The following is a 26,785-nucleotide window of genomic DNA, read 5'->3' as shown; positions in this document are numbered from 1 at the left end:
GTTGAGTTCTCAAGGAACGGACGCTTCCTTTGTACTCACCCTCTCGGGCTTTCCTCCGGGCTTTCGTTCTTTCCTGCGTTTCCGACTCTATCAGATCCTTTCGGGCCTGACCCCCAGTCAGCGGGGCTTGTCTTCCGGGCTGTTGGGCCCTTCCGACTCCTGAACTCTAGCGGATTTTCCCGGCAACCGATAATCGGGCCTTCGGAAATGAATTCGGACATGCCGAATTCGTTCCCGGTGGGGAGATCGTGCTGAGTAGGTTGCCGCGACGAGGCGGCGGATTCGTTGACCTCAGAACCTTCCGGCGCTGGGGCAACTCGAAGAACCTTACGGATCCGTGGGGGGCGTGTCAACCCGGGAGGTCAGGCCCCGTCGGGGGCCGGTCAGGTGCGGGGCTGGAGGTCCTCCACGCGGTCCAGGACCCGGGTGAGCATGTCCCCCAGGACCCCGCGCTCCGCCGTGGAGAGGTCCTGGAGCAGGTCCTCCTCGAACACCGTCGCCGCGCGCATCGCGTCCAGCCACTTGCTGCGGCCCTCGTCCGTCAGCTCCACGATCACGCGGACCCGGTTGGACTCGTCCCGCTCCCGGGTGACCAGGCCCTCGGCCGTCATCCGGTCGATCCGGTGGGTCATGGCCGCCGGCGTCAGGCCCAGCTGCTTCGCGAGCTCGCTCGGGCCCATCCGGTACGGGGCGCCCGAGAGGACGAGGGCCTTCAGGACCTCCCACTCCGCGTTGCTGATGCCGAGGGCGGCCGTCTGGCGGCCGTACGCGACGTTCATGCGGCGGTTCAGGCGGCTGAGGGCCGAGACGACCTTCTCCACCTGGGGGTCCAGGTCGCGGAATTCGCGCTGGTAGACGGCGATCTGCTCGTCGAGGCTCGGCTCATGGACCGGCGTCGCGCCGTCGGGGGTGTCAGCCATGGTCCGAAGTATCCCATGAACTCGTTGGCGTCTAACTCCTTCGATGTGTAGAGTTAACCATCGAACTTTAGGTATGAAGTCTTCAGGCTTTAGCTATCAGGGCAGGTGAGAAGTGACCAAGGTGATGGGCGCTGCGATGCGGCGGATCCAGGCCGGCAACGCGCTGACCGCGTTCGGCATCGGCTTCACGGTTCCGTTCCTCTACATCTATGTGGCGCAGGTGCGGGGGCTGGGCTCCATGGCCGCCACGAGCGCGTTCGTGGCGTTCGCCCTGGGTGCTCTCGTCGCACTGCCCTTCACCGGCCGGGTCATCGACCGGCGCGGTCCGGTACCCGTGGTCATGGGTGCGGCCGTGGCCGCCTCCGCGGGTGCGCTCTCCCTCGGGCTCTCCACCGGCGTCGTGCCGATCCTGCTGTCCGCCCTGGCGCTCGGTGCCGGGCAGGCCGTGATGCAGCCGGCGCTGGCCACGATGATCGTGTGGTGCTCGACGCCGTCGACCCGGACGCGCGCCTTCGCCCTCCAGTTCTTCATGCAGAACCTGGGCCTGGGCATCGGCGGTCTCGCCGGCGGCCAGATCGTCGACGTCACCCGGCCCGGGAGCTTCACCCTGCTGTTCGGCATCGAGGCCGTGATGTTCCTGGTGCTGGCCGGGGTGATCGCCACCGTGCGGATGCCGCAGGCGCCGAGCATCAAGGACGCGCTGCCCAAGGACCCGTCCCGGGCGGCCGGCGGCGGCTGGAAGCGGCTCCTGCGCCACCAGGCCATGGTGCAGCTGTGCCTCCTGGGCTTCGTGCTCTTCTTCGCCTGTTACGGACAGTTCGAGTCGGGTCTGGCCGCGTTCGGTACGGAGGCCGCGGGGATCTCCCCGTCCACGCTGGGGTTCGCGCTGGCCGCCAACACGGGTGCGATCGTCGTGGCGCAGTTCGTGGTGCTGAAGCTGGTCGAGAAGCGCCGCCGGTCGCGGGTCATCGCGCTGGTCGGGCTGATCTGGACCGGTGCGTGGCTGATCGCCGGGTTCTCCGGGCTGGGGCACGGCAGCGCGACGATGGCCGCCGCCGCGTTCGTGAGCACGTACGCGCTCTTCGGGATCGGTGAGGCGATGCTGTCGCCGACGCTGGCCCCGCTGGTGGCCGATCTGGCTCCGGAGGGCTCGGTCGGGCAGTACAACTCGGCTTTCGCGCTGGTCAAGCAGATGGCCCTGGCGCTGGGGCCGCTGGGCGTGCCGCTGGGTGCGGGTGCGCCGATGCTGTACGTCGGGATCTTCGTGCTGGTCTCGCTGGGGATCGCTGGGCTGGCCCTGCGGCTCGGCAGGCAGCTGACCCCGGTGCAGGACAACCCGTCGCTGCTGAGCGGCCGGGTCGTGGCGCAGGGGCCGGTGGCCGCCGCCCGGGGTGCGGAGCGGGCGGAGCAGCGGGCGGAGCGGGTGTCCGCGTAGGAACGAGCAGGTGTGGCGGAGGCCCCGGTCCGGGTGGACCGGGGCCTCCGCCGTTGTCGCGGGCTATGCGTCGGGGAGGGCGAACTCGCACCAGACGGCCTTGCCGCCGCCGGGGGTGCGGCGGGAGCCCCAGGCCGAGGCGATGGTGGCGACGATCGAGATGCCGCGGCCGGTCTCGTCGGCGGGTTCGGCGCGGCGGCGGCGCGGGAGGTGGTCGTCCCCGTCGGTGACCTCGACGATCAGGCGGCGGTCGGTACGGCGCAGGCGCAGGCGCATGGGCGGGGTGCCGTGCTGGAGGGAGTTCGCGACGAGTTCGCTGGCGGCGAGGACGCCGAGGTCGCAGAGCTCGACGGGGAAGCGCCAGGAGGTGAGGACGCCCTGGGCGAAGGCGCGGGCGCGCGGGGCGGCCTCGACGCCGCCGAGGAGTTCCAGGGCGGCGTTGTGGAAGAGCTCGGCGTCGGCTCCGGTGCGGGCGGGCTGCTGGAGGACCATGACGGCGACGTCGTCGTCGTGGTCGGCGTCCACGCCGAGGGCGCGCATCAGGCGGTCGCAGATGATCGCGGGGGTGCCCTGGGCTCCGGCGAGGGCGCGTTCGAGGGCGGAGACGCCTTCGTCGATGTCCTCGCCTCGGCGTTCGACGAGGCCGTCGGTGTAGAGGACGGCGGTGGAGCCGGGGCCGAGGGCGATGGTGCCGGAGGTGTGGAGCCAGCCGCCGGTGCCGAGCGGGGGGCCGGTGGGGTCGGCGGCGCGTCGGACGGTGCCGTCCTCGTCGCGGACGAGGATCGGGAGGTGGCCGGCGGAGGCGTAGGCGAGGAGGCCTTCGTTGGGGTCGTGGACGGCGTAGACACAGGTGGCGATCTGGCTGGCGTCGATCTCGGCGGCGAGGCCGTCGAGGAGCTGCAGGACCTCGTGCGGGGGCAGGTCGAGGCGGGCGTAGGCGCGGACGGCGGTGCGCAGCTGGCCCATGACGGCGGCGGCGCGGACCCCGCGGCCCATGACGTCGCCGATGACGAGGGCGGTGCGGCCGGCGCCGAGGGTGATGACGTCGTACCAGTCCCCGCCGACGGCGGCTTCGGTGCCGCCGGGCTGGTAGGTGGCGGCGATGCGGAGGTCGTCGGGCTGTTCCAGTTCCTGTGGGAGGAGGGAGCGCTGGAGGGTGACGGCGGCTTCGCGCTGGCGGCGTTCGCTGGCGCGGAGGCGGTCGACGGCTTCGGCGTGGTCGGTGACGTCGGCGAGGTGGACCAGGATGCCGGCGTGGTGGGGGTCGGGGCGGCCGTCGGCGTCGGCCTTGGGGAACTGCACGGGGGTGCAGGTGACGGTGTAGGAGCTGCCGCCGCCGGGGGCCTGGCGGTTCTTGGCGGTGCGGGGTCTGCCGCTGCGCTGGACCTGGTCGAGGAGCGGGAGGAGGCCGAGCTCGCCGAGTTCGGGGAGGGCGAGGTGGGCGGGGGTGCCGGTGGTGCGGGGGCCGAAGCCGGCGGTGTAGGCGTCGTTGACGTAGGCGACGCGGTGCTCGGGGCCGTGGACGAGGGCGACGAGGGCGGGGAGGAGTCCGAGGACCTCCTGCGCGGAGAGCTCGTCGAGGGCGGGTACGGCGGGGAGCGGGGCGGTGCCGGTGCCGGAGACGGTGGCGTCGGTGGGGCTGCCGTCGGTGGGCGTGACGGGGTGCGGGGCGGCGCCGCGGGCTGCCGGGACGGAGCCCTCACCCCGTTTGGCCTGGGCTGCGGCGTGCTCGTTCCGGGCGGCGGCGCGGCGCTGCGTTCCGGGAAACCGGGCGCTCCATCGCGTGAAGTTCACTGCGTTCAGGCCTCGTGGTGTCGCAAGTGGTCGCGGTGTCTCCTCCCGGTGGTGCCGGGAGGTGCCCCGTGTGGTCGGTCGCTTGCTGCTGGTCACTCCGTGGGGCGTCACTCTGTGCAGGTGTGAGCCCACCTATGGTCACACGTCCAGTGTGGCGGACCGCACTGACAACGTCAGCCCTCGCTGTCTTCCGGGGGCTTGGGGGCGGGGTGCGGGGGTGGGGGCTTGGGGCCTCCACCGGCGGCGAGTTCGAATTCTGCCCTGGGGTGTTCGAGTGATCCGAGGGAGACGATCTCGCGGGTGAAGAGTCCGGCGAGGGTCCATTCGGCGAGGACGCGCATCTTGCGGTTGAAGGTGGGGACGCGGCTGAGGTGGTAGGTGCGGTGCATGAACCAGGCGGGGTAGCCCTTGAGCTTGCGTCCGTAGACGTGGGCGACGCCCTTGTGGAGGCCGAGGGAGGCGACGGAGCCCGCGTATTTGTGCGCGTATTCGGTGAGGGCCTCGTCGCGGAGGGCGGCGATGAGGTTGTCGGCGAGCTGTTTGGCCTGGCGGACGGCGTGCTGGGCGTTGGGGGCGCATTCGCGGCCGGGTTCTTCGGCCGTGATGTCGGGGACGGCGGCGGCGTCTCCGGCGGCCCAGGCGTGTTCGACGCCGTCGACGGTCAGGAAGGCGGTGCAGCGCAGGCGGCCGCGTTCGTTCCTGGGGAGGTCGGTGGCGGCGAGCAGGGGGTGGGGCTTGACGCCGGCGGTCCAGACGAGGGTGCGGGTGGGGAAGCGGGAGCCGTCGCTGAGGACGGCGACGCGGTTCTCGCAGGAGTCGAGGCGGGTCTCCAGGCGGACGTCGATGTTGCGGCGGCGCAGTTCGCGGACGGTGTAGACGCCCATTTCGGGGCCGACCTCGGGGAGGATCCGGTCGCTGGCCTCGACCAGCACCCATTTCATGTCCTCGGCTTTGATGTTGCGGTAGTACCGGGCCGCGTAGCGGGCCATGTCCTCCAGTTCGCCGAGTGCCTCGACGCCGGCGAAGCCGCCGCCGACGAAGACGAAGGTGAGGGCGGCGTCGCGGATCGCGGGGTCGCGGGTGGAGGAGGCGATGTCCATCTGTTCGATGACGTGGTTGCGCAGGCCGATGGCCTCTTCCAGGGTCTTGAACCCGATGCCGTAGTCGGCGAGGCCGGGGACGGGGAGGGTGCGGGAGACGGATCCGGGGGCGAGGACGAGTTCGTCGTACTCGATCTCCAGGTCGCCGGTGCCCTCGTCGGGGGTGGCGAGGGTGGTGACGGTCGCGGTGCGTTTGGCGTGGTCGATCCGCTGGGCCTGGCCGATGACGATGCGGCAGCGGTCGAGGACGCGGCGCAGGGGGATGACGACGTGGCGCGGGGAGATCGCGCCGGCGGCGGCTTCCGGGAGGAAGGGCTGGTACGTCATGTAGGGCTCGGGGGTCACCACGGTGACCTCGGCCTCGCCGGATCTGAGCTTCCGCTGGAGGTGCAGGGCGGTGTACATGCCGACGTATCCGCCGCCGATGACGAGGATGCGCGTGCGGGGCGGGGTACCGGGGGCGTCGCCCCGCGAGTTAGCAGCCTTCACCATCCCATGACGCAACGTGGCCGGGAGTTTGTCCACAGGCCCGACAGATTGTGTGACCGGTGGGGAGGGCGGGGCGGGGCTGTCGAGGAGGCCGGAGGGTGTGAGAAGTTCGCAGGTCAGGCCGCACGGAAGGGGTGATTCCGGAGGCTTGTGGCGGAAAAGTGGGGGTGAATGCTCCGATCGGGCGGTGCTCCGTCGGGGGCTGCCTCTTCTGAATTGACTCTGGCTCAACTATGTTCGTATCTCGTCGAGGAGTAGGACCAGGGCCCTCATGACCGTGGCCCCCTCTCGACGCGAAGGCGGGGAGTGTCTCCGGGGGGAGACAAATGATTACCGGGGGATACATATGCATATTTCCGATTTCCATGGTTCTGTCACCGCTCTGTCCGCAGAGAGCGGCGGCCGTGTGATCGCGGGCACGACCACCCACGGCACCGGCCGTTCGACGCCCCTGCGCGTCGATGCCCAGCGCAACCTCGAACACGTCCTGCGCGCCGCGCGCGAGGTCTTCGGGGAACTGGGCTACGGGGCCCCGATGGAGGACGTCGCGCGGCGCGCGCGGGTCGGCGTCGGGACCGTCTACCGGCGGTTCCCCAGCAAGGACGTGCTGGTCCGGCGCATAGCCGAGGAGGAGACCGCCCGGCTGACGGAGCAGGCGAAGTCCGCTCTGGGCCAGGAGGAGGAGCCGTGGCAGGCGCTGTCGCGCTTCCTGCGCACCTCCGTGGCCTCGGGCGCGGGCCGGCTGCTGCCGCCGCAGGTGCTGCGGGTCGGCGCGGCCGAGGAGGACGGCGCCGAGGACGAGGGCGCGGCGCGCGTTCCGCACCAGCGCCAGGCCGTCGCGGGCGGGGCCCCGGAGCTGCGTGTCGTGGGCTCGCGGACCCCGGTCGAGGACGAGCCGTCGGAGGACGCGGGCGCGGGTGCGCTGCTGGAGGTCGTCGGCCGGCTGGTGGACCGGGCGCGGGAGGCCGGTGAGCTGCGGACCGATGTCACGGTGGCCGATGTGCTGCTGGTGATCGCGACCGCCGCGCCCGCGCTGCCGGACCCGGCGCAGCAGGCCGCGGCTTCGGCCCGGCTGCTGGACATCCTGCTCGAGGGGCTGCGTTCCCGTACGGCGTGAGCCGTACGGGGCGGCGCGCCCGCCGGTAATGACGGTCCGCCCGGCCCCCGCAGGGGTGGGGGCCGGGCGGGCGGACCCGGGCGGGTCCGGTCGCCGGCCGGTCAACGGGACGCTCCGCACCGCCGGTCACCCGGACGGGTGAGGAGCGGTGCTGCGGTCCGCCGGACCGTCCCCGGACGGGTGGACCGTGCGGAAGGCGGGCCGGGGTGCCCGTGCCGTGTGACACGCTGGGTCGGTGGACCGGTCTGAGTGTGTCGTGCGGGGGCTTCCGCGATGAGCGTTGACGGACGGGACGAGTCTTCCGGTGGCGCGAGTGGCGAGGCCTCGGCGGGCAGCCTGCCCGCCCGGCAGGTTCCGGCCCAGCGCGAGCCCGGACGGCGACGGCACGCCGCTCCCGGGTCGGGCGGCGCCGAGCTGCCCCCGTCCGACGGGGACTTGGTCGCCCGGACGCGCGCCGGCGACGACGGCGCCTACGAGGAGCTGTTCCGTCGACACGCCGAGGCAGTACGGCGCTATGCGCGCAGCTGCTGCCGTGACGGGCACACCGCCGACGACCTGACCGCCGAGGTGTTCGCGCGGACGCTCCAGGCGGTGCGGGGCGGGGCGGGGCCGGACCAGTCGGTGCGGGCCTATCTGCTGACCACCGTGCGGCGGGTCGCCGCGGCCTGGGCGAAGACGGCCCGGCGGGAGCATCTGGTCGAGGACTTCGCGGTGTTCGCGGAGCAGGCGGCCGCGGGCGAGAGCGGCGGCGCGCCGGCCGGGCTGTCCGGGGACGACACGCTGGAACTGGGCGCGGACGTCCGGGCGATGCACGAGGCGGAGCGGTCCCTCGCGGTGCAGGCCTTCCGGAGCCTGCCGGAGCGGTGGCAGGCCGTGCTGTGGCACACCACGGTCGAGGACTCCCCGCCGAGTGCGGTCGCCCCGCTGTTCGGGCTGAGTGCCAATGCGACGGCGGTGCTGGCCAGTCGGGCCCGGGAGGGCCTCAAGCAGGCCTACCTCCAGGCGCACGTGAGTTCCGCGCTGCGTGCGGGCGGGGACTGCGCGCAGTACGCGGACCGGCTGGGCGCCTATGCCCGGGGCGGGCTGCGGATGCGGGCGGAGCGGGGGCTGCGGCGGCACCTGGAGGAGTGCGCGAGGTGCCGGCTGGCCGCCGGGGAGCTCAAGGACGTGAACGCGGGGATCCCCGCGCTGCTGCCGGTCGCGGTCATCGGGTGGTTCGCCGCCGGGTACGCGGCGAAGGCGGCCGGGGTGGTGGCCGGCGGGGTCGTCGCCGCCGGCGGTGCGGGGGTGGCCGCCGCGGCGGCCGGCGGGTCGTCGGCCGCGGGGGCCGGGGCTGCCGGGACTGCCGGTGTTGCGGGGGCTGTCGGTGCGGGTGGTGCCGCCGGTGCCGGTGTTGCGGGGGCCGGTGGGGCTGCCGGTGCTGGTGGGGCGGCCGGTGGTGCTGGTTCCGCCGGTGGGGCCGGGGGTGCGCTGGTCTCGGAGGGGCTGGGGCTGCCGGCGAAGGCCGCCATCGCCGCCGGGATAGCGGTCGCGGCGGCCGCCGGGGTGGTGTTCGCCCTGACCGGGGACGAGCCCGAGCCGGAGGCGAGACCGGCGCCCAGTGCGGTGGCGCCGGTGGTGCCCAGGGCGCCCGCGCCCGCGGCCGCCCTACCCGAGCCGGCCCCGCCCGCGGATCCGGCGCCGGCGGCGGGTGGCCCCGTACCGCCGGCGCGCAGTGCCTCGCCGTCCGTGCCGGCGCCGCGGCCCGCCCCGCCGTCGCAGGCCGCCCCGGCTCCGGCGCCGACGGGGCCGTCCGCTTCGCCGTCCCCGCGGCCGACGCCCGCGCCCACGCCGTCGCCCACGGCGTCCCGGCCGGACCCCACGCCGTCCCCGCAGCCCGCGCAGGCGTTCCCGCTGGCCCGGCTGGAGCACGCGCCGCTGGGCCGGCACACCGGTCCCGAGCTGGACACCTGGGGCAGCAGCTGGGTGTGGCAGCGCTGGGGGCTGGTGGCCGGGGGCCGGCGGTTCGGGCAGGGGATCACCGTCCACTCCCGCTCCTCCGTGGAGATCGCCCTCAACCGGCAGTGCACCTCCTTCTCGGCGCGGGCCGGGGTGGACGGGCTGTCCCTGCCGACCGACGGGAAGCTGCGGTTCTCCGTCTACGCCGACGGCCGGCGCCTGTGGCGCTCGGAGGCGCTCGGGTACGGGGAAGCCCCGGCGTCGGTCGAGGTGCCGCTGGCCGGGCGCTCGACCCTGCGGCTGGTGGTGGAGCAGGCCGGGCAGGGGCACCTGGCGACGCTGGCGAGCTGGGCCGACGGGGTGATCAGCTGCCGCTGAGCGCGGTGTGCCGGGCCACCTCGGCGGCGACCTCGGCGGGGGTCAGGCCGCGGCCCTGGGCCTGCGCCTCGGCGTGGGCGGCCTCCCCGAGGGCGGCGCGGGTGCGGGCCGGGAGCCCCTCCAGGACGGCCTCCTCCGGCACCGAGCGGGGATGGTCGGCCCGCCAGCCGGTGGCCGCCGCGAGGACCCGTGCGCTCGCGGCCGGCCGGCCGGCGCCGGCCAGGAACAGGGCCGCCGCCTCGGCGAGGCAGGCCAGGACGCGTTCGGCGCAGTGGGCGGCCACCGCCTCCGACAGGGCGGGCCCGATCCTGTCCAGACCCGCCTGCGGTCCCTTCTCCCGGGCGGCGAGGGCGGCCTCGACGACGTCCAGCCCCGCCGCGAGCTGCGGCGGCGGGTTGATCTGCGCCGCGTCGGCGCGGGCGCGGGCGCACTCGGTGCGGGCCCGGTCGGTGTCGCCGCGCCGCAGGGCGAGCATCGCCGACAGGAGCCGGGCGAAGGAGCTCATGTCGTACACCCCGCCGTACTGGTCGGCCTCGTGGTCGGCTTCGGCGAGGAGCCGTTCGGCGGTGTCGTAGTCCCCGGTGCAGTACGCCGCCTCGGCGATGCGGGCGAGGGCCAGGGGCGCCTCGATCTGGGCGCCGACCTCCCGGGCGAGGCGCAGGCACTCCTCGTACTCGGTGCGGGCGGTGTCGTACTGGCCGCGGGAGAGGGCGGCCTCCCCCGCGGCGCTGGCCACCTGGGCGCGGATCCAGCGGTCCCCGCAGCGGCGGGCGATCGCGTGGAGTTCGGCGAGGTCGGCGTCGACGGCGTCGAGGCCGCCGGTCATGTCGATGGCGGTGTGGGCGCGCATCAGGAGGGTGACGCCGAGTTCCCAGTCGCCGGCGTGCCGGCGGCAGTTCTCCACGGAGCGGGAGAGGTCGGGGTGGAACGCCGCGGCGTCGCCGGTGAGGAAGGACGTGGCGGGCCAGAGCATGCCGGGGAAGCGGGTGGTCTCCGGGGAGCCCTCGCGGAAGACGTCCCGGAGGCGGGCGGCGACGGCGGCGAACTCGGGCGTGCGGAAGCCGGCGGCGCCCTTGCTCTCGGTGAGCAGGAACATGTGGAGGACCCTGAGGCGCATGGACCGCCAGTACGCGGCCGAGCCCTCGGGGAGGTCGGCGGGGGTGGCGTCGAGGATCCGGCCGGTCCATTCGGCGCCCTCGGCGCGGTAGTTGCGCAGCCACAGGAACCAGGCGAGGGCGGTCAGGAGCCGCTGGGCCGTCTCCAGGTCGGGGTCCTCGACCGCGGCGCGGTGGAGGGCGGAGCGGAGGTTGTCGAGCTCGGTCTCGACGCGCCGGATCCAGGGGAGCTGCTCGGCGGACCGCAGCAGGGGTTCGGCGCGCTCGGCGAAGGCCAGGTAGTAGGCGGTGTGGCGGCGGGTGGTGGCCCGGGCGTCGTCGGCGGTGGCGGCGAGGCGTTCGGCGGCGTACTCGCGGATGGTCTCCAGCATGCGGTAGCGCATGCCGTCGGGGTCGGGGACGGCGGTGACGAGGGATTTGTCGACGAGGGAGCCGAGGACGCCGGCGACGTCGGCGACGTCGGCGTCGGGGCCGCCGCAGACGGCCTCGGCGGCGTCCAGGTCGCAGCCGCCTGCGAAGACGGACATCCGGGCGAGGACGGTGCGTTCGGCGGTGTCGAGCAGGTCCCAGGACCAGTCGACGACGGCCCGCAGGGTCTGCTGGCGCGGCAGGAGGGTGCGGGCGCCGCCGGTCAGGAGGCGGAAGCGGTCGTCGAGGCGGTCGGCGATCTGGCGCGGGGTGAGCAGCCGCAGGCGGGCGGCGGCGAGTTCGATGGCGAGCGGCAGTCCGTCGAGGCGGGCGCAGATCTCGGCGACGGCGGCCGGGTCCTCCCCGGGGCGGAAGTCGGGGCGGGCGGCCGTGGCGCGGTCGACGAACAGGCGGTGCGCGGGGCCGGGCGGGAGCGGTTCGAGGGGGCGCAGGAACTCGCCGGGTACGCCGAGGGGTTCGCGGCTGGTGGCCAGGATGCGGACGCCGGGGCAGTGGGTGAGGAGCTTCTCGGCGAGTTCGGCGGCGGCGCCGATGACGTGCTCGCAGTTGTCGAGGACGAGGAGCAGGCTGCGGTGTGCGCAGTACTCGACGAGGAGGGTGGTGGGGTCGTCGTCGGCGGGGGTCTTCTCGCGGGCGACGAGGCTGTTCTCGCGCAGGCCGAGGGCGCTGAGGACGGCTCCGGGCACGGCGGCGGGGTGGTCGAGGCGGGCGAGTTCGACGAGCCAGCCGGATGCCGGGCGGGCGGCGGCCGCGTGCTCGGCGAGACGGGTCTTGCCGGAGCCGCCGGGGCCGGTGAGGGTGACGAGGCGGACCCGGGCCAGGTCGTCGGCGAGGGCGGCGAGTTCGGGCTCGCGGCCGACGAAGGAGGTCAGGCGGGGGCGGAGGTTGCCGCGCGGCGGCGCGGGCGGCGCCGGCGGGGGCCGGAGCAGTTCGGCGTGCAGGGCGCGAAGCTGCGGGCCGGGGTCGGTGCCGAGGCCTTCGGCGAGGTCGTGGCGGGTGCGTTCGTACGCGGCGAGGGCGTCGGCGGGGCGGCCGGCGGAGCGCAGGGCGCGCAGCTGGAGGGCGCGCAGGGGCTCGTCGTACGGGTGCTCGCGGATCAGTGCCTCGATCTCCGGGAGGAGTGCGGCGGGGGCGGTGGCGCCGCTGCGCAGGTCGGCTTCGACGCGGTCGCGCAGGGCTGCGGTGCGGCGGGCCTCGGGGGCGGCGGCGTGGACGGTGCGGGCGGGTTCGGGGAGGTCGGCGAGGGCGGGGCCGCGCCAGAGGGCGAGGGCCTCGCGGAGGGTGCCGGCGGCGGTGGCGGGGTCGGTGCGCAGCTGTTCGGCGCCGAGGGCGGCCAGCCGGGTGAAGCGGTGCAGGTCGACGTCGTCGCGGGCGGCGGCGAGGCGGTAGCCGCCGGCGGGGTCGGTGCGGATGCTGTCGCGGGAGCCGAGGGCGCGGCGCAGGCGGGCGACGAGGGCCTGGAGGGCGGCGGGGGCGTCCTGGGGCGGGTCGTCGCCCCAGACCTCGTCGGCCAGGTCGGCGACGGGCGCGGCGGCGGGGGCGCCGGCGCGCAGGGCGAGGGCTGTGAGGAGCGCGCGCAGGCGGGCGCCGCCGGGGGTGAGGGGGGCGCCGGTCGTCTCGTCACGCGCCTCGGTGCCGCCGAGGATGAGGTACCGCACCGGGTCATTCTGCCGTGCCGCCGCGCCGGGCTGCGGGGGGTTTTCTCCCCGCCCCGCCCTTCGCCCGTCCTCCTGGGCGGGCCGCGGACCCCGTACGCGTGCTGCGCGCCCGCCGCCTCGAACGCCGGCCGGGCCGTGACCGGCCACAGGCGTCTAGCGCAGCGGGAGCGGAGGGGCCGCCGTCAGGCGGGGGAGCGGGGCGGACAGGGGCGGGACGGCGCGGCGGCGGGGGGTGGAGGTGCCCGTCCAGCAGGTGCCGCGGCGGGACATCAGGCGGCGGAGCCACAGTTCCATCGAGACGAGTTCCGCCAGCCCGTCGAGCGGTACGGGCCTGCCGTCGGCGGCGTCGGTCAGGGCCTGCTGCACCACGCGGGCCTCGACCAGTCCGGCGTCGGCCAGCAGCGGTGCGGTGAACAGGGCCAGCAGGGAGGCGAGGGCGGCGCGCAGCCCGAGCCGGCCGGCGGTCTCGTTCGGTCCCGGGGCGGTGACGCCCCAGCCGGGCGGGAGTTCGCGCACCCCGGCGGAGGCCAGGACGCTGCGCAGGATCTCGGCGCGGGCCCCGGGCTGCACGCGCAGGGACTCCGGCAGGGCGCGGGCGGCCCGTACGACCTGGTTGTCGAGGAAGGGTGCGTGCAGGCGCTGGCTGCGGACCTCGACGGCCTGCTCGAAGACGCGGTGGTCGGCGGCGTGGCGGGCGAGCAGGGCGCGGGCGCGGGCCTCGCCGGGCCGCAGCGAGAGCGGGGGGCGTCCGGCGGCGGCCCGCAGGCGGATCGATACTTCCGCCAGTGCCTCCCCGGTCAGCCAGCCGGCCGCGGGACCGGGGCGGGACCAGGTCAGGGCCGCGAGCGAGGCGTCGACGGGCCCGGAGACGGCGGTGGCGACGCCGCCCTCGCGCAGCCGGGCCGCCGCCGCTTCGATGCCCGCGCGGTAGGGCGTACGGGCGAGGCGGCGGGCGGCCGAGTAGACGGAGAAGGGGACGAGCAGGGGCCCTTCGGGGGCGGAGCGGGCGAGGGCGGCGACGGGGCGCAGCAGGTGGCGGCGCCTGCGGTCGAGGAGGAGGTCGGCCATGCGGGCGGGGTGGGCGTCGAGGACCTGGCGGGCGCCGTGTCCGGTGAAGTGGTCGGCGGAGCCGGCGGCGAGGCGGCGGCGGTCGCGGGCGGCGGTGACGAGGCAGGGGCCGGGTTCGTCGGTGAGGGGTCCGTCGAGTTCGGCGTAGGGGAGGGCTTCGTCGGCGGCGGCCACGACGACGTGGTGCAGCCGGGGGTCGGCGGCGAGGGCGTGGGCGCGTTCGAGTTCGCCCTCGCGGCCGCGCGGGGTGGCGAGGTCGTTGAAGGTGACGGCGAGGAGGCGGGATCCGGAGCCGGGGAGGGTGCCCGGGGCGCCGGGGAGTCCGGCGGCGAGCAGGGCGAGGGTGGCGGAGGCGGTGCCGCCGGAGAGGTCGGCGCCGACGCCGGGGGCGGGGGCGCCGCGGGCCGCGCGCCGGTCGGCGGGTCCCATTCCGGGCACGGGCCCGGGGTCGGGGAGCAGGGTGTCGGGGGCATGCCGGGGTGCCGTGAGCCGGGCGCGCACCGCGGCCGTCAACGCTTCCCGCACGCCCTCGACCGCCCCCTCCGGGTCGGCCTCGGGGGCGGCGACGGCGAGGGAGGCCACGGGTTCGTACCCGGTGATCTCGCGGGAGCCCTCGCGCAGGATCAGCGTGTGCCCGGGCGGGATGCGGCGGACGCCGGCGTACGGTGTGCCGTCGCCCAGGGCCTCGGGGCTGTCGGGGCAGGCCAGCAGGGCGGCGAGGTGGCCGATGTCGAGCTGGGCCCCGATGAGGTCGGCGAGGGGGAGGGCGGCGGTGGCGTACGCGGTGCCGCCCGCCCAGGGGGTGTAGAAGACGGGCCGGGCGCCGGCCAGGTCGCCGAGGACGGTGATGCGGCGGCCGGCCTGGACGACGGCGGTGTAGCTGCCGGGCCATTGGGTGAGGTGGCGCAGGGCGCCGCCGCGGGCCGCGTAGAGGGCGCGGCGCAGTTCCTCGTCTCCGGCGCCGCAGCAGCCGAGGACGGCGAGCCGGGTGAAGGGGTCGGCGGGGTCGGCGGTGACGGTGCGGACCTCGTCGGGGCGCCAGTCGCCGACGGCCCAGAGGGGGTCGGGGTCGCCCCACAGGAGCTGGGCGCCGACGGGGTGGACGGTGCGTTCGGCGTCCGGGCCGGCGGGGTCGTCGGCGTGGGCGGCGTCGGCGATGCCGCCGCGCAGGGGGTCGCCGTGGGGGGAGCCGTAGGCGGTCCCGTCCGCCTGGCCGGCCACGCGGCCGGCCGTGCCGAAGCTCGCGGCGATACTGCTCCACCCGACCAACCAGCGCACCGCCGCCTCCCCCAGCCCGTGGGCACATGACCCGGGGCAACGGGCGGCACGGACGACGCGGTCGGCGCTGAGGGCGCGGCCGGCGGGACCCCGGTGGCTCGGGATCCATGCTGCCACGAGACGGGCGTGCGGGAGCGGCTTCGGGGGCGCACGGGTGAACGAACACGCCGTGGACACACGGCATTTGGCGTTCCGTTCCCACCGCCCCATAGGTCGGTTTCGGCCATTCTTCGGCCGTACTGGGCAGCCCTGCGCGGTCTCGCGCGGGACACCGCGGGGGCGCGGTCCGGGAGGCCTGATCGCGCCCCCCGGACCGTTCCGCCACCCGCGGGGATTGAGGCAGCGGCATCCCCCGGCCTGCCGGATCCACCCGGCGGGCCGACCCACGCACGGCACATCGAATCGCCGGGCCCCGGGTGCGGCCAGAGCGCACGGCCGGGCGCACGGCCACACGGCCGGAGCACGGTCCGGGGCGTGCGCCCCGGGGAGCGGGCCCCGGCGGACTGTGCGCACGGACAACAATCCCGCCATACGGAAGGCTGGGCCTTAACGCTTGGGAGGCGGGGAACTACGCTGGGTTTACGAAATGCCGGGCGCCTATGCCCCGGCGGCGTCTGCGTTCCGCGTGTGACGAGGGGTGGCGCATGTCCAGGGAGCTCCGCGAGCCCAACGAGAAGCTCGGCGCCGTCCTCGCCCTGGCGGGCATCAGCAACGCGGGACTGGCCCGGCGGGTCAACGACCTCGGAGCGCAGCGCGGTCTGACGCTCCGGTACGACAAGACCTCGGTCGCGCGGTGGGTGTCGAAGGGGATGGTGCCGCAGGGCGCCGCCCCGCACCTGATCGCCGCCGCGATCGGCGCGAAGCTGGGGCGGCCGGTGCCGCTGCACGAGATCGGGCTGGCGGACGCCGACCCCGCGCCCGAGGTGGGGCTGGCCTTCCCGCGCGACATCGGCGCGGCCGTGCGGTCGGCGACCGACCTCTACCGGCTGGACCTCGCCGGGCGGCGCGGCGGTGGCGGGATCTGGCAGTCGCTCGCCGGTTCGTTCTCCGTGTCGGCGTACGCGACGCCGGCCTCGCGGTGGCTGATATCGCCCGCGGACAGCTCGGTGGCCCGCGAACCGGGCCCGGCGTCCGGCCCCGGCGCGCCCGGCGGCCCGGGCACCGCCGCCCCCGTGAGCGGCGGCCCGCGCACGGCGGCTCCGGTCCGCGCCGCCTCCGCGCCCCGGCGCACTCCCGAACCCCCCGCGGAGGGCGTTGTGCCCGCCCGCCCCGCAGCCGAAACCGCCGCGCCGGCCCCTGCCGCGGCCCCCGCCGCGGTGCTCCCGGACGCCTCCCCGCAGCGCGTCGGCCACAGCGACGTGGCCAAGCTGCGCGAGGCGGCGGAGGACGCGCGCCGCTGGGACTCCAAGTACGGCGGCGGGGACTGGCGTTCGTCGATGGTCCCCGAGTGCCTGCGGGTGGACGCGGCGCCGCTGCTCCTCGGCTCCTACACGGACGAGGTCGGCCGCGCCCTCTTCGGGGCCACCGCCGAGCTGACCCGCCTGGCCGGGTGGATGGCCTTCGACACGGGCCAGCAGGAGGCCGCCCAGCGCTACTACATCCAGGCGCTGCGGCTGGCCCGCGCGGCGGCCGACGTGCCGCTCGGCGGGTACGTGCTGGCCTCCATGTCGCTCCAGGCCACCTACCGGGACTTCCCGGACGAGGGGGTGGACCTCGCCCAGGCGGCCGTCGAGCGCAACCGCGGCCTGGCCACCGCCCGCACCATGAGCTTCTTCCGCCTCGTGGAGGCCCGGGCGCACGCGAAGGCGGGCGATTCGGCGGCGGCCGGTTCGGCGCTGCGGGCCGCCGAGGGCTGGCTGGAGCGCTCCCGCCAGGGCGATTCCGACCCGACCTGGCTGGGTTTCTACTCGTACGACCGTTTCGCGGCGGATGCCGCGGAATGCTACCGGGACCTCAAACTCCCCCGGCAGGTCCGCCGCTTCACCGAGCAGGCCCTGTCCCGCCCCACGGAGGAGTACGTGCGCTCGCACGGCCTGCGCCTGGTGGTGAGCGCGGTCGCCGAGCTGGAGTCGGGCAACCTCGACGCGGCCTGCGCCGCCGGCACCCGGGCCGTGGAGGTCGCGGGCCGCATCTCCTCGGCGCGCACCACCGAGTACGTACGGGACCTGCTGCACCGCCTGGAGCCGTACGGCGACGAGCCGCGCGTCGCGGAGCTGCGCGAACGGGCACGGCCGCTGCTGGTGACTCCCGCGTAGCCCCTATTGTCGGTGGCGGGGTGCAAGATGCAGGGGTGGGAGGTGTCAGCGTGGGCGGCGGCGTGGACTGCGATGTGCTGGTGATCGGTGGCGGGATCGTCGGCCTGTCGACGGCGCACGCCCTGTCGAGCCTGGCTCCCGGGACGCGCGTGACCGTACTGGAGAAGGAGTCCGGTCCCGCCCGGCACCAGACGGGCCGCAACAGCGGGGTGATCCACAGCGGCATCTACTACCGCCCCGGCTCCCTCAAGGCGCGCTTCGCGGTGCGCGGGGCCGCCGAGATGGTCAAGTTCTGCGCGGAACACGGCATCGCGCACGAGGTGACCGGCAAGCTGATCGTCGCCACCGACCGCTCCGAGCTGCCCCGCCTGCACTCCCTGGTCCAGCGCGGCCGGGAGAACGGCATCCCGGTGCGCGAGCTGGGGCCGGCGCAGATCGCGGAGTACGAACCGGAGATCAGCGGCCTCGCCGCGATCCACGTCGGGACGACCGGGATCGTGGACTACGGCCAGGTGGCCGCCCAGCTGGCGGAGTCCTCGGGCGCGGAGATCGTCTACGGGGCGGAGGCGGACCTGATCTCGCGCCGCCCCTCCGCCGTCGCGGTGCGCACCGCCTCGGGCCGGGTGGTCCGGGCGCGGGTGCTGGTGAACTGCGCGGGACTGCAGTGCGACCGGATCGCCCGGCTGGCCGGTGACGACCCGGGCATGCGGATCATCCCCTTCCGGGGCGAGTACCACGACCTGGCCCGCCCCTCGCTGGTGCGCGGGCTGGTCTACCCCGTCCCCGACCCGGCGTTCCCCTTCCTCGGGGTCCACCTCACGCGGGGCATCGGCGGCGGGGTCCACGTCGGTCCGAACGCCGTGCCGGCGCTGGCCCGCGAGGGCTACGGCTGGGGCACGGTCCGGCCGCGCGACCTCGCCGCCGAGCTGGCCTGGCCGGGATCCTGGCGGATGGCCGCGCGGCACTGGCGGTACGGGGCGGGCGAGATCCACCGCTCCCTGTCGAAGACGGCCTTCACGGAGGCGGTGCGCAGGCTCCTGCCGGGGGTCACGGAGGCGGACCTCACCCCTGCCGCCTCGGGGGTGCGGGCGCAGGCCGTCCTGCGGGACGGGACGCTCGTGGACGACTTCCTCATCCGCGAGGCCCCCCGCACGGTGCACGTCCTCAACGCCCCCTCGCCCGCGGCGACCGCGTCGCTCCCGATCGGCCGCGAGATCGCCGCCCGGGCCCTGCGCCTACTGCGCTCGCCCTGACCCGGGCCCCCACCCCACCGCACGGGGCCGCCACCCGGCCCCGACCCACCGCACGGGGCCGCCACCCGGCCCGCTTCCCGCCCGTGGAGCCGCCACCCACCCGGCCCGCTTCCCGCCCGTGGAGCCGCCACCCGGCCCGCGTTCGTCCCGCGACCCGTCCTGCGGAGCCGTCGGCCGCCCCGCCCTCGGTGCCGTTTCCGCCCCGGTCGTCGGTGCGGCCGCGGCAGCGCGGTGCGTTTCCTGCGGCTCGGTCCCGGGGGCCCCGCGTCGTCGGCCCCGGTCGAGGAGCGGGCCGCGGCGTAGAATCGGCCGCATTGTGTCTGAGTCCCTGAACCCCCAGCCCAGCCTCCCCGACGCCGCGCCGGAGGCAGCCGCGCCGGAGGCGTCCGCGTACGTGCCGCCCAAGTGGCGGACCGAGCCCCGCTTCCCCGACGGCCCCGCGCCCGACCCCGCCGGCTCGCACCACGAGCGCCGGATCCGCAGCTTCCAGCCGCGCCGCAGCCGGGTCACCACCGGCCAGGGCGAGGCGCTCAAGCGCCTGTGGGGCACCTGGGGCCTCGACATCGACGGCCGCGAGGTCATCGACCTCGACCGCCTCTTCGACGGCCTCCCCGTGGTCCTGGAGATCGGCTTCGGCATGGGCGAGGCCACCGCCCAGATGGCCGCCGCCGACCCCGGCACCGGGATCCTCGCCGCGGACGTGCACACCCCCGGCCAGGGCAACCTCCTCGCCCTCGCCGAGCGCGGCGGGATGACCAACGTCCGCGTGGCGAACGGCGATGCGATCATCCTGCTCCGCGAGATGCTGCCGCCCGACTCGCTCGCCGGGATGCGCGTGTACTTCCCGGACCCGTGGCCCAAGGCCCGCCACCACAAGCGCCGGCTGATCCAGCCGGAGTTCCTCGACCTGGCCGCCACCCGCATGGCGCCCGGCGCACTGCTGCACTGCGCGACCGACTGGGAGCCGTACGCCGAGCAGATGCTCGAAGTGCTCACCGCGCACCCGGCGTTCGAGAACACCCAGGCCGACGGCGGCTACGCCCCGCGCCCGGAGTACCGCCCGCTCACCCGCTTCGAGGGCCAGGGCCTCGACAAGGGGCACGTCGTACACGACCTCCTCTTCACTCGCACAGAACCCAACGCAGAGCCCAAGAACGGATAAACGTCACTCCGCGTGTCCGGGCGACTCGGTAGGGTCATCATGTGCTCCGAGCGCTCTCCCGTGTGCTCGCACGCCCGTCGGGCACGGCCCGCGCGTGCGTGCTCGTCGTCCTGCTCGGCGCGACCGGGGTGGCCATCCTCGAACTCGTGCGGGAGCAGACCGGTACGGCCGGCTTCTTCGTAGGCCTGGGCCTGGCCCTGCTGCCGGTACCGCCGCTGATGGCGGCGTTCCGGTGGCTGGGCCGGGCCGCGCCCGGCCCCTGGCGGCAGCCGCTGCTCTGCTTCGGCTGGGGGGCGTGCACCGCGGCGCTGATCGCGATACTGGCCAACAGCTTCGCCACGGAGTGGATGGCCGAGGCCGCCGATCCCTCCGCGGCCGACCTGCTCGGCTCGGTGGCGGTCGCCCCGGTCGTGGAGGAGTGCGCCAAGGCGGCGGCCCTGTGCGCCGTCTTCGCCTTCCGCAGACCTCCGTACGCGGGACCTCCCTACGCGGGACCTCCGTACGCGGGACCTCCGTACGCGGGCGCCGCCGACGGCTTCGTGCTCGCCGGGTTCACCGCGACCGGCTTCGCGTTCACCGAGAACATCCTCTACCTGGGCAACGCCTTCGAGGAGGACCTGGCCAAGGGCACGGGCGTACTGGACTCGGTGACGGCGGCGACCTTCTTCGTACGGGTCGTGCTCTCGCCGTTCGCGCACCCCCTGTTCACCGTGCTGACGGGGCTCGGCTTCGGCGCGGCCGCGCTCAGCGCCCGCCGCTCCCGCCGAACCGGGCTGCCGCTGCTGGGACTTGCCCTGGCCATGGCCGCGCACGCGCTGTGGAACGGCTCCTCCCACCTGGGGGAGTACGGGTTCTACTGGGTCTACGGCTGCGTGATGGTCCCGGTGTTCGGGCTGCTGCTGTGGCTGGCGGTGCGGATGCGGCGCGAGCGCCTGCGGGCCGTCGCCGCCGAGCTGTCGGTGTACGCCGCCGCGGGCTGGATCGGCCCGGCGGAGGTTCCGGCGCTGGCCTCGATGCCGGCCCGCTCCCTGGCGCGGGCCCTGGCCCGCGGCAGCGGGGGCCGGCCCGCCGCCCGGGCGGTGTCCCGGTACGCGGCGGACGCCGCCGCCCTGGCCCTGCTGCGCCGGCACGCCCGGTACGCGGGCCCGGACGGGGACCCCGGCTTCGCCGGGCGGGAGCGGGAGTTGCTGCACCGGCTCTGGCTGCGCCGGGGGACGGCCGCGCCCGTCCTGGCCCGGGCGGCGGTGCTGGAGGAGCTGCTGCCGCCGTGCTCCGCCCCGCCGGCCGGGAGCCGGGCCCGCCACGCACGGCCCGCCGCGCCGGACCTGCCGGCCGCGCCGTTCGCCCCGGCCGCCGTACCGGCCCCGAGGCGGCCGGAGTTCTCCGCCGCCCGGGGGTGACCCCGCAGGAGGGGCGTGCTCAGACGTCCAGGCCCCGGGCGGTCAGCCAGGCGAGCGGGTCGACCGTCGCCCCTCCCTTGCGGACCTCCAGGTGCAGGTGGGCCCCGGTGACGTTGCCGGTGGCGCCGACCCGGCCGATGGTCTCGCCCGCGCCGACCGGGCCTGAGGTCACCGCCATCGAGGACAGGTGGCAGTACCAGACCTCGGTGCCGTCGGCGAGCTGGAGCACGATCCGGTAGCCGTAGGCGCCCGACCAGCCGGCCGAGATCACCTTGCCGCCGCCCACGGCCTTGACCGGGGTTCCGGTGGGCGCGGCGAAGTCGAGGCCGGTGTGGTGGCCGGAGGACCACATGGAGCCGGAGTCGCCGTAGTGCGAGGTGAGGGTGTAGGAGGAGGTCGGCAGGGACCAGCCGCCCGAGGACTTGGCGGTCGCGCCGCCGCCCGAGCCCGTGTCCGCCGCGCCCTTGGTCTGCGCCTGCGCCGCGGCCGCCTGGTCCGCGGCGGCCTTCTCGGCGGCGGCCTTCTCGGCGGCCGCGCGGACCTCCTCGGCCTCCTTGTCGGCGGCTTCCTTCTGGCTGCGGGCCTCCTGCGCGGCGCTCTCCCGCGCGACCCGCTCGGCGTCCGCCCGGGCCTGGGCCTCGGCGGCGTCCTGCTGGGACTCGGCCTGCTGGAGGATGCGGTGGCGCAGCGCCTCGCCCGCGTCGGGGTGCCCCTGGGTCTGGACGGCCTGCTGACCGTGCTGCGCGTCGGCCTGCCGGGGCACGCCCGCCGAGTCGGCCTGGGCGGCGGCCGCGCCGGAGTGGTCGCCGCCGCCCAGCAGGTCGGGGATCGAGGGCACGGATATGGCGACCTGGGGGCGGTCCTGCGCGGTGGCGATGCCCCCCGCCCCGACCGCCGCGATCACGCCGACGCCGAGGACGGTCGAGCTCCGGGCGAGTCCGCCGCGCGGCTTGAGGACCCGGTGCTTGCCGCGGAGCGGACGGGCGGAGTCCTCCGTGGGATTCCACTCGCCCCAGGCACCTGCACCGGGCGCCTCCTGGACGTCGATCCCTTCAGGGGCAGGCGAGTTGGAGGCCACCGGGCACACTCCTCAAGGGCGAGAACGCACGCGGGTGCCATCGTGGGCGACGGCTGGACGACCGCGCTGCGTTATCAAACGGTAATAGACGCAGGGGAGTGATTCCAAGCTGACGCGAATGATCGTTAACGCCAATCGGCCACCCCCCGAACAACTTTGGCCGCCGCATAAGCCCACATACCCCCACAACAAGTCAAAAAAGGCCGCGCACCCCCCATCACTTCAGCCACAACGGCCAGATGACTGGCCGTCAACTCACTTGCGCACAGCTCCCCATGGGCTACACACGGTCACTGCTCCCGTCTCCCCGGCGCACCACCGGGACGGTCCGCCTGCGCGCCGGCTGCCCCTCCCCCTCCCGCCCCACGGCCAGCAGGGCCATGTCGTCGGTCGCCCCGCCGCCCGTGTGCCGGCGCACGTCGCTGCTGAGCGCGCTCAGCACCTCGTCCGGCCCGGGGAAGACCCGCCCCCGCAGCCGGACCGCCGGATCGTAGAAGGCCCCCGTCCGGTCTCGGGCCTCGGTCAGCCCGTCCGTGAACAGGAGCAGGGTGCTGCCCGGCGGGAACGGCCACTCCCCGGCCCGGTCGGGCCGGCCCTCCGCCAGCTCGCCCAGGCCCAGCGGCAGCGCGGGCTCGGCCGGGGCCAGCGCCGCCACTCCCCCGTCCGCGTACAGCAGCAGCGGCTCGGGGTGGCCCCGGTTGACCAGCCGCAGCAGTTCGGCGCCGGGCGGGATCTCCCCGAGCACGCACGTGGTGAACCCCTCCACCGCGTCCAGCCCGTCGCGCCGGGTCCCCTCGCGGTCCAGCGCCCGCTCCAGCCGCCGCGCGAGCCCCTCCAGGGTCGGCTCGGTGTCCGCCGCCTCCCGGAAGGCGCCCAGCACCACCGCGACGGCCTCCACCGCCCCCAGACCCTTGCCCCGTACGTCACCCACCGCGAGCCGGACCCCGTACGGGGTCTCCTGCACGGCGTAGAGGTCCCCGCCGATGAAGGCGTCGGCCTGCGCGGCCTCGTACCGGGCGGCGACGTGCAGCCCTCCGATCCGCTCGGCCGGGGTCGGCAGCACGGCCCGTTGGGCGGCCTCGGCGATCCCCCGCGCCGAGGCGAGCCGCTCGCCGCTGCGCCGGACGACCTGGTTGATCAGCAGGGCCAGCCCGGAGACGGTCAGCACGGTCACCAGCTCGGTCAGCGCCTCCGCCTTCCAGTCGGTGCCGTTGTAGTAGTGCAGGCCCACCACGGCCGACGAGGAGGCGGACCCGGTGAGCGCGGTCGTCCCGAAGCTGAACAGCGGGGCCGCGACCAGCGGGGCGGCGGAGAAGAAGGGCGAGCCGGTGAAGCTCGGCGGGGTCAGCAGGTCGAAGACCAGTCCGAGCAGGATGAGCAGGAAGGGAAGCACCCGCGCCACCCGCCGGGCGACTCCGTCCGCACTCCCGCCGCTGCCCTGCAGGCCCAGCCCCACGCCGCCCTCCTGCCGCCCGGTAGCCCCGCCCCTCCAGGCTGGCGGCCCGGGCCCGGCCCGGCGACCCGGCCGGACCGGTCGGGTGACGGCGGACACGACGAAGGCCCGGATCCATGGGATCCGGGCCTCGGTCTCTAGTAGCGGGGACAGGATTTGAACCTGCGACCTCTGGGTTATGAGCCCAGCGAGCTACCGAGCTGCTCCACCCCGCGTCGGTGAAGACAACTCTACGTCATCCGGGAGACGCCTCACGCCAATTAACCCGCCTCAGCCCCTCCTGATGGACATCAGTGCAGGTCAGAGCCCTAAAAGGAACTCGTGCCCGCGCCCGGGCGATCCGGGCGCGGGCACGGTCGGCGGGTCCGCGAGCAGGTCAGGAGTGCTTGTCGCTCTTCGAGAGCCCCTTCTCCGCTCCGGAGAAGCCGGAGTGCTGGCGTGCCGCGCCGTCACCGGCGAGGAAGGGGCCGCTTGCCACGAACTGCGGCGGGACCACGTTCCAGGCCCGCTGGTCCCCGGGGGCGGTGGACCCGCAGTTCAGGGTCACCCCGTTGGACGCGCACTGGAGCTCGTACAGGAACCCGGTCGAGGTCAGCACCTTGAAGTTGGTCACCCGGCCGAGAGACGAAATGGTGGCGGAGCAGACGATGGAGGGATCGGGGTACCCGGGGTTCTGCGCGGGGTTGTTGAGGGCCTCGAACTTGTAGGGACCCGTCTGCGGGTCGTCCCGGTGCCCGGCGTACGCGACGCCGTTGTACAGGACGACTGCGAACTCCTCCGTGCTGTTGGACAGGATGGAGTCGACACCGATGCCACACCCAGTGGCTCCGGTCGCACCCGTGGCACCCGTGGCGCCGGTCGCACCCGTGGCTCCGGTCGCACCCGTGGCACCCGTGGCGCCGGTCGCACCCGTGGCCCCGGTCGCACCCGTGGCCCCGGTCGCGCCCGTGGCACCCGTCGCACCCGTCGCGCCGGTGGCACCCGTCGCTCCAGTCGGGCCCGTCGGCCCCGTGTCACCCCTCGGCCCCTTCGGGCCCCTCGGCCCCCGCGGGCCGCGCTTGCAGTCGTCGTCGTGGCCTCCGCCGGCCGCGACCTTCCGGGCGGCGGCGGCGCGGTCCCCGTCGCCGTCGTCGTCATGGTCGCGGTCGTGCTCCTTGCACCGGTCGCCGCCGGCCACGCCCGCCGACGCCGGCAGCGGGCTCCCGCCGTACGCCAGCGCCGGGGTGGCGAGGCCCAGCACCACGACGGCCAGCGATGCCACCGCGCTGGCCGCGAGATACCTGCCCTGCCGGGGGAGCGGGCCGAGACGGGATGCGGTCCTCTGCTCAGGACTCATGCGTGTTGCTCCTTGTGGAACCGAAGAGATGGGCCCGGAAGCGCCTGATTGAGCCTCCTTTCACATGATCTGACCGCCATGTCCACGATCGACGGGAGGCACGCGGTCCCATCAGCGCGATGGCCCAGCGCGAATGGTCCGAAGGGGTGCTCCCCCGGCGTGTCGCACCGGCGGCCCGGCGGGTTCCGGCCATCGGCGCGTTCGGCCCGAGGGCCGTTCACCGCCGGCGGACCCGCTACCGTCGACGCCGTATCCCCGTCCCGTCGCCGGATCAGAAGGATCTTCCTCATGCATGACGCCCGCGCCCTGATCGACATGGGTGCCGAAGCAGTTCGTCGGCTCGCCCGTCGCGGCTACTCCCTGGACCTGTCCCGGCTGGAAGACCTCCAGTCCCGGCGCAACCAGGGCATCCGCTCGGCCGACGAGCTGCGGGCGGAGGCCAAGCGGGTGGCGAGCGAGGTCCAGCAGACGGCCCGCCAGGGCGGCGACATCTCCAAGCTGAAGGAGCGCGCCCGCGAGCTGAAGGACCAGATCCGGGACATCGACGCCGAACAGGAAAGGACCCAGGAGGAGCTGCGCGATCTGCTCCTGACCATCCCGAACCTGCCGGACGACGCGGCCCCCGACGGCGACTCCGAGGAGTTCGCGGTCGAGGTCCGGCGCGTCGGCACCCCGCGGGCCTTCTCCTTCGAGCCGAAGGACCACGTCGACCTCGGCGAGAGCACCGGCATCCTCGACTTCGGCCGGGCGACGAAGCTGTCGGGCCCCCGGTTCGTCGTCTCCCGCGGGGCGGGCGCCGCCCTGGAGCGCGCCCTGGCGACGCTCTTCCTCGACCTCCACACCCGCCGGCACGGGTACGTGGAGCACGCGGTCCCGTACCTGGTCAGCCGGAAGACGATGACCGGCACCGGGCAGCTGCCGAAGTTCGAGGAGGACCTGTTCAAGACCGGCATGGCCGACCGCGAGCTGTTCCTCATCCCGACCGCCGAGGTACCGCTGACCAACCTCTACGCCGACGAGATCATCCCGCGGGCCGAGCTGCCGCTGGCCCTCACCGCGCACACGCCGTGCTTCCGGTCCGAGGCGGGCTCGTACGGCCGCGACACCCGGGGCCTGATCCGCCAGCACCAGTTCGCCAAGGTCGAGATCGTCAAGATCGTCGACCCGGAGACGGCGGACGCGGAGCTGGAGACGATGGTCGGCCACGCCGAGGCGTGCCTGAAGGAGCTCGGCCTCGCGTACCGCGTCGTCAGGCTGGCGGCCGGCGACACGGGCTTCTCGGCCCGGCTCACGTACGACATCGAGGTCTGGATCCCGAGCCAGAACACGTACCGCGAGATCTCGTCGGTCTCCGACTTCGGCACCTTCCAGGCCCGCCGGGCGAACATCCGTACCCGGGGCGAGGACGGCAAGCCCACGCTCGTCGCCACCCTCAACGGCTCCGGCCTGCCCATCGGCCGCACCCTGGCCGCGCTCCTCGAACAGTGCCAGCAGGAGGACGGCTCCCTCGTCCTTCCCGAATCCCTCGTGCCGTACCTCGGCTTCCGCCGGATCGCGGCGGACGGGACTCCGCAGGCCTAGGCCGGGAACGACGGAGCGCCCCGGCCGGCCGAAGCCGGTCGGGGCGCTCAGGAGCAGGTCAGAGGGATCAACCTCGGCCTGCGAGCGGTAGGCCATGTCGGACTCGAACCGACAACCAACGGATTAAAAGTCCGCTGCTCTGCCAATTGAGCTAATGGCCCTCCATGTGCTCACCCCAGAGCATAGCCGCAGAGGGGCTGCTGGCCGATCGGGTATCGCCGGGTGTGGCACCGGCGGTTTCCCGCCAGGGGGTGCGGGTGGGGTGAAAGCGGCCGGAAAAGGGCTCGGCCCCCACCGCACCGGGGTGCAGTGGGGGCCGATTCCTCGTCAGAGGGCGCTCAGGCCTCAGCCGTTGCGCTTCCAGCGGGGCTTGTCGTCACGGCGGGCGCCGAAGGAGCCGCCGGAGGGGCGGTCGTCGCGGCGGAAGCCACCCGAGGGGCGGTCGTCGCGACGGTCGTCACGACGGAACCCACCGGACGGACGGTCGTCGCGGCGGAAGCCACCACGGTCACCGCGGTCGTCACGGTTGAAACCACCCGACGGACGGT

17 protein-coding genes and 2 tRNA genes are annotated in these 26,785 nt (G+C 75.1%); 8 read left to right on the top strand and 11 right to left on the bottom strand.

Annotation, left to right across the window (positions count from 1 at the left end):
• Window positions 1-383: 383 nt before the first annotated feature.
• The gene (locus tag ACIRBY_RS14490) at window positions 384-920 is read right to left on the bottom strand and encodes a MarR family winged helix-turn-helix transcriptional regulator (RefSeq protein ID WP_403900533.1); all 537 of its coding nucleotides are present in this window, start codon (window positions 918-920) and stop codon (window positions 384-386) included.
• 124 nt (window positions 921-1,044) lie between these two features.
• Between ACIRBY_RS14490 and ACIRBY_RS14485 the strand changes: the two genes are divergently transcribed.
• Entirely contained in the window at window positions 1,045-2,355 is a 1,311-nt protein-coding gene (locus ACIRBY_RS14485) for an MFS transporter (RefSeq protein ID WP_403900578.1), read from the top strand.
• A 63-nt stretch (window positions 2,356-2,418) separates the two neighbouring features.
• Here ACIRBY_RS14485 and ACIRBY_RS14480 read toward each other — a convergent pair whose 3' ends face one another.
• Together ACIRBY_RS14480 and ACIRBY_RS14475 are read right to left on the bottom strand one after the other, a co-directional pair.
• Complete coding sequence (locus ACIRBY_RS14480) at window positions 2,419-4,149, bottom strand: SpoIIE family protein phosphatase (protein WP_403900531.1); 1,731 nt, start codon at window positions 4,147-4,149, stop codon at window positions 2,419-2,421.
• Window positions 4,150-4,322: 173 nt separating this feature from the next.
• Window positions 4,323-5,741, bottom strand: a complete 1,419-nt coding sequence (locus tag ACIRBY_RS14475; RefSeq protein WP_403900529.1) for an NAD(P)/FAD-dependent oxidoreductase — start codon at window positions 5,739-5,741, stop codon at window positions 4,323-4,325.
• A 343-nt stretch (window positions 5,742-6,084) separates the two neighbouring features.
• Here ACIRBY_RS14475 and ACIRBY_RS14470 point away from each other — a divergent pair, with 343 nt between their 5' ends.
• Window positions 6,085-6,855, top strand: coding sequence for a TetR/AcrR family transcriptional regulator (locus ACIRBY_RS14470; protein ID WP_403900527.1), 771 nt, complete (start codon window positions 6,085-6,087; stop codon window positions 6,853-6,855).
• A gap of 273 nt (window positions 6,856-7,128) precedes the next feature.
• On the top strand, window positions 7,129-9,171 hold the full coding sequence (locus ACIRBY_RS14465; RefSeq protein ID WP_403900525.1) for a sigma-70 family RNA polymerase sigma factor: 2,043 nt from the start codon (window positions 7,129-7,131) through the stop codon (window positions 9,169-9,171).
• Here the strand turns inward: ACIRBY_RS14465 and ACIRBY_RS14460 are convergent.
• The gene (locus ACIRBY_RS14460) at window positions 9,158-12,373 is read right to left on the bottom strand and encodes a BTAD domain-containing putative transcriptional regulator (RefSeq protein WP_403900523.1); all 3,216 of its coding nucleotides are present in this window, start codon (window positions 12,371-12,373) and stop codon (window positions 9,158-9,160) included. The two genes, ACIRBY_RS14465 and ACIRBY_RS14460, sit on opposite strands and share 14 nt — an antisense overlap.
• A 153-nt stretch (window positions 12,374-12,526) precedes the next feature.
• Entirely contained in the window at window positions 12,527-14,719 is a 2,193-nt protein-coding gene (locus ACIRBY_RS14455; RefSeq protein WP_403900521.1) for an asparagine synthase-related protein, read from the bottom strand.
• Between the two features lie 644 nt (window positions 14,720-15,363).
• Here ACIRBY_RS14455 and ACIRBY_RS14450 point away from each other — a divergent pair.
• The 4 genes from ACIRBY_RS14450 to ACIRBY_RS14435 all read left to right on the top strand — a co-directional run bounded on the left by ACIRBY_RS14450 (window position 15,364) and on the right by ACIRBY_RS14435 (window position 20,789).
• A complete protein-coding gene (locus ACIRBY_RS14450; RefSeq protein WP_403900519.1) occupies window positions 15,364-16,974 on the top strand; it encodes a sporulation protein in 1,611 nt (536 codons plus the stop codon).
• A 20-nt stretch (window positions 16,975-16,994) separates the two neighbouring features.
• Window positions 16,995-18,227, top strand: a complete 1,233-nt coding sequence (gene lhgO / locus ACIRBY_RS14445; RefSeq protein WP_403900517.1) for an L-2-hydroxyglutarate oxidase — start codon at window positions 16,995-16,997, stop codon at window positions 18,225-18,227.
• A gap of 316 nt (window positions 18,228-18,543) precedes the next feature.
• A complete protein-coding gene (trmB, locus tag ACIRBY_RS14440) occupies window positions 18,544-19,389 on the top strand; it encodes a tRNA (guanosine(46)-N7)-methyltransferase TrmB (protein WP_403900515.1) in 846 nt (281 codons plus the stop codon).
• Window positions 19,390-19,430: 41 nt separating this feature from the next.
• A complete protein-coding gene (locus ACIRBY_RS14435) occupies window positions 19,431-20,789 on the top strand; it encodes a PrsW family intramembrane metalloprotease (protein ID WP_403900513.1) in 1,359 nt (452 codons plus the stop codon).
• A 19-nt stretch (window positions 20,790-20,808) separates the two neighbouring features.
• Here ACIRBY_RS14435 and ACIRBY_RS14430 read toward each other — a convergent pair whose 3' ends face one another.
• The 4 genes from ACIRBY_RS14430 to ACIRBY_RS14415 form a co-directional block, all read right to left on the bottom strand.
• Window positions 20,809-21,867: a M23 family metallopeptidase gene (locus ACIRBY_RS14430; RefSeq protein WP_403900511.1), complete on the bottom strand. Its 1,059-nt coding sequence runs from the start codon at window positions 21,865-21,867 to the stop codon at window positions 20,809-20,811.
• Window positions 21,868-22,147: 280 nt separating this feature from the next.
• Complete coding sequence (locus ACIRBY_RS14425) at window positions 22,148-23,323, bottom strand: PP2C family protein-serine/threonine phosphatase (protein ID WP_403900509.1); 1,176 nt, start codon at window positions 23,321-23,323, stop codon at window positions 22,148-22,150.
• 138 nt (window positions 23,324-23,461) lie between these two features.
• Window positions 23,462-23,535 (bottom strand) — tRNA-Met (locus ACIRBY_RS14420).
• Window positions 23,536-23,696: 161 nt separating this feature from the next.
• A complete protein-coding gene (locus ACIRBY_RS14415) occupies window positions 23,697-24,656 on the bottom strand; it encodes a hypothetical protein (protein WP_403900507.1) in 960 nt (319 codons plus the stop codon).
• Between the two features lie 288 nt (window positions 24,657-24,944).
• Between ACIRBY_RS14415 and serS the strand changes: the two genes are divergently transcribed.
• Window positions 24,945-26,237, top strand: a complete 1,293-nt coding sequence (gene serS, locus ACIRBY_RS14410; RefSeq protein ID WP_403900505.1) for a serine--tRNA ligase — start codon at window positions 24,945-24,947, stop codon at window positions 26,235-26,237.
• 88 nt (window positions 26,238-26,325) lie between these two features.
• Here serS and ACIRBY_RS14405 read toward each other — a convergent pair.
• Both ACIRBY_RS14405 and ACIRBY_RS14400 read right to left on the bottom strand, forming a co-directional pair.
• A tRNA-Lys gene (locus ACIRBY_RS14405) sits at window positions 26,326-26,398 on the bottom strand.
• Between the two features lie 184 nt (window positions 26,399-26,582).
• Window positions 26,583-26,785 (bottom strand): hypothetical protein (locus tag ACIRBY_RS14400; protein WP_403900503.1); only part of this gene is annotated, 203 nt, incomplete at its 5' end.

Origin of the sequence: Streptomyces sp. NPDC096136, assembly GCF_044763325.1 — a bacterium.
Classification (GTDB): Bacteria; Actinomycetota; Actinomycetes; order Streptomycetales; family Streptomycetaceae; genus Streptomyces.
This window is presented reverse-complemented; position numbering and strand designations above follow the sequence as displayed.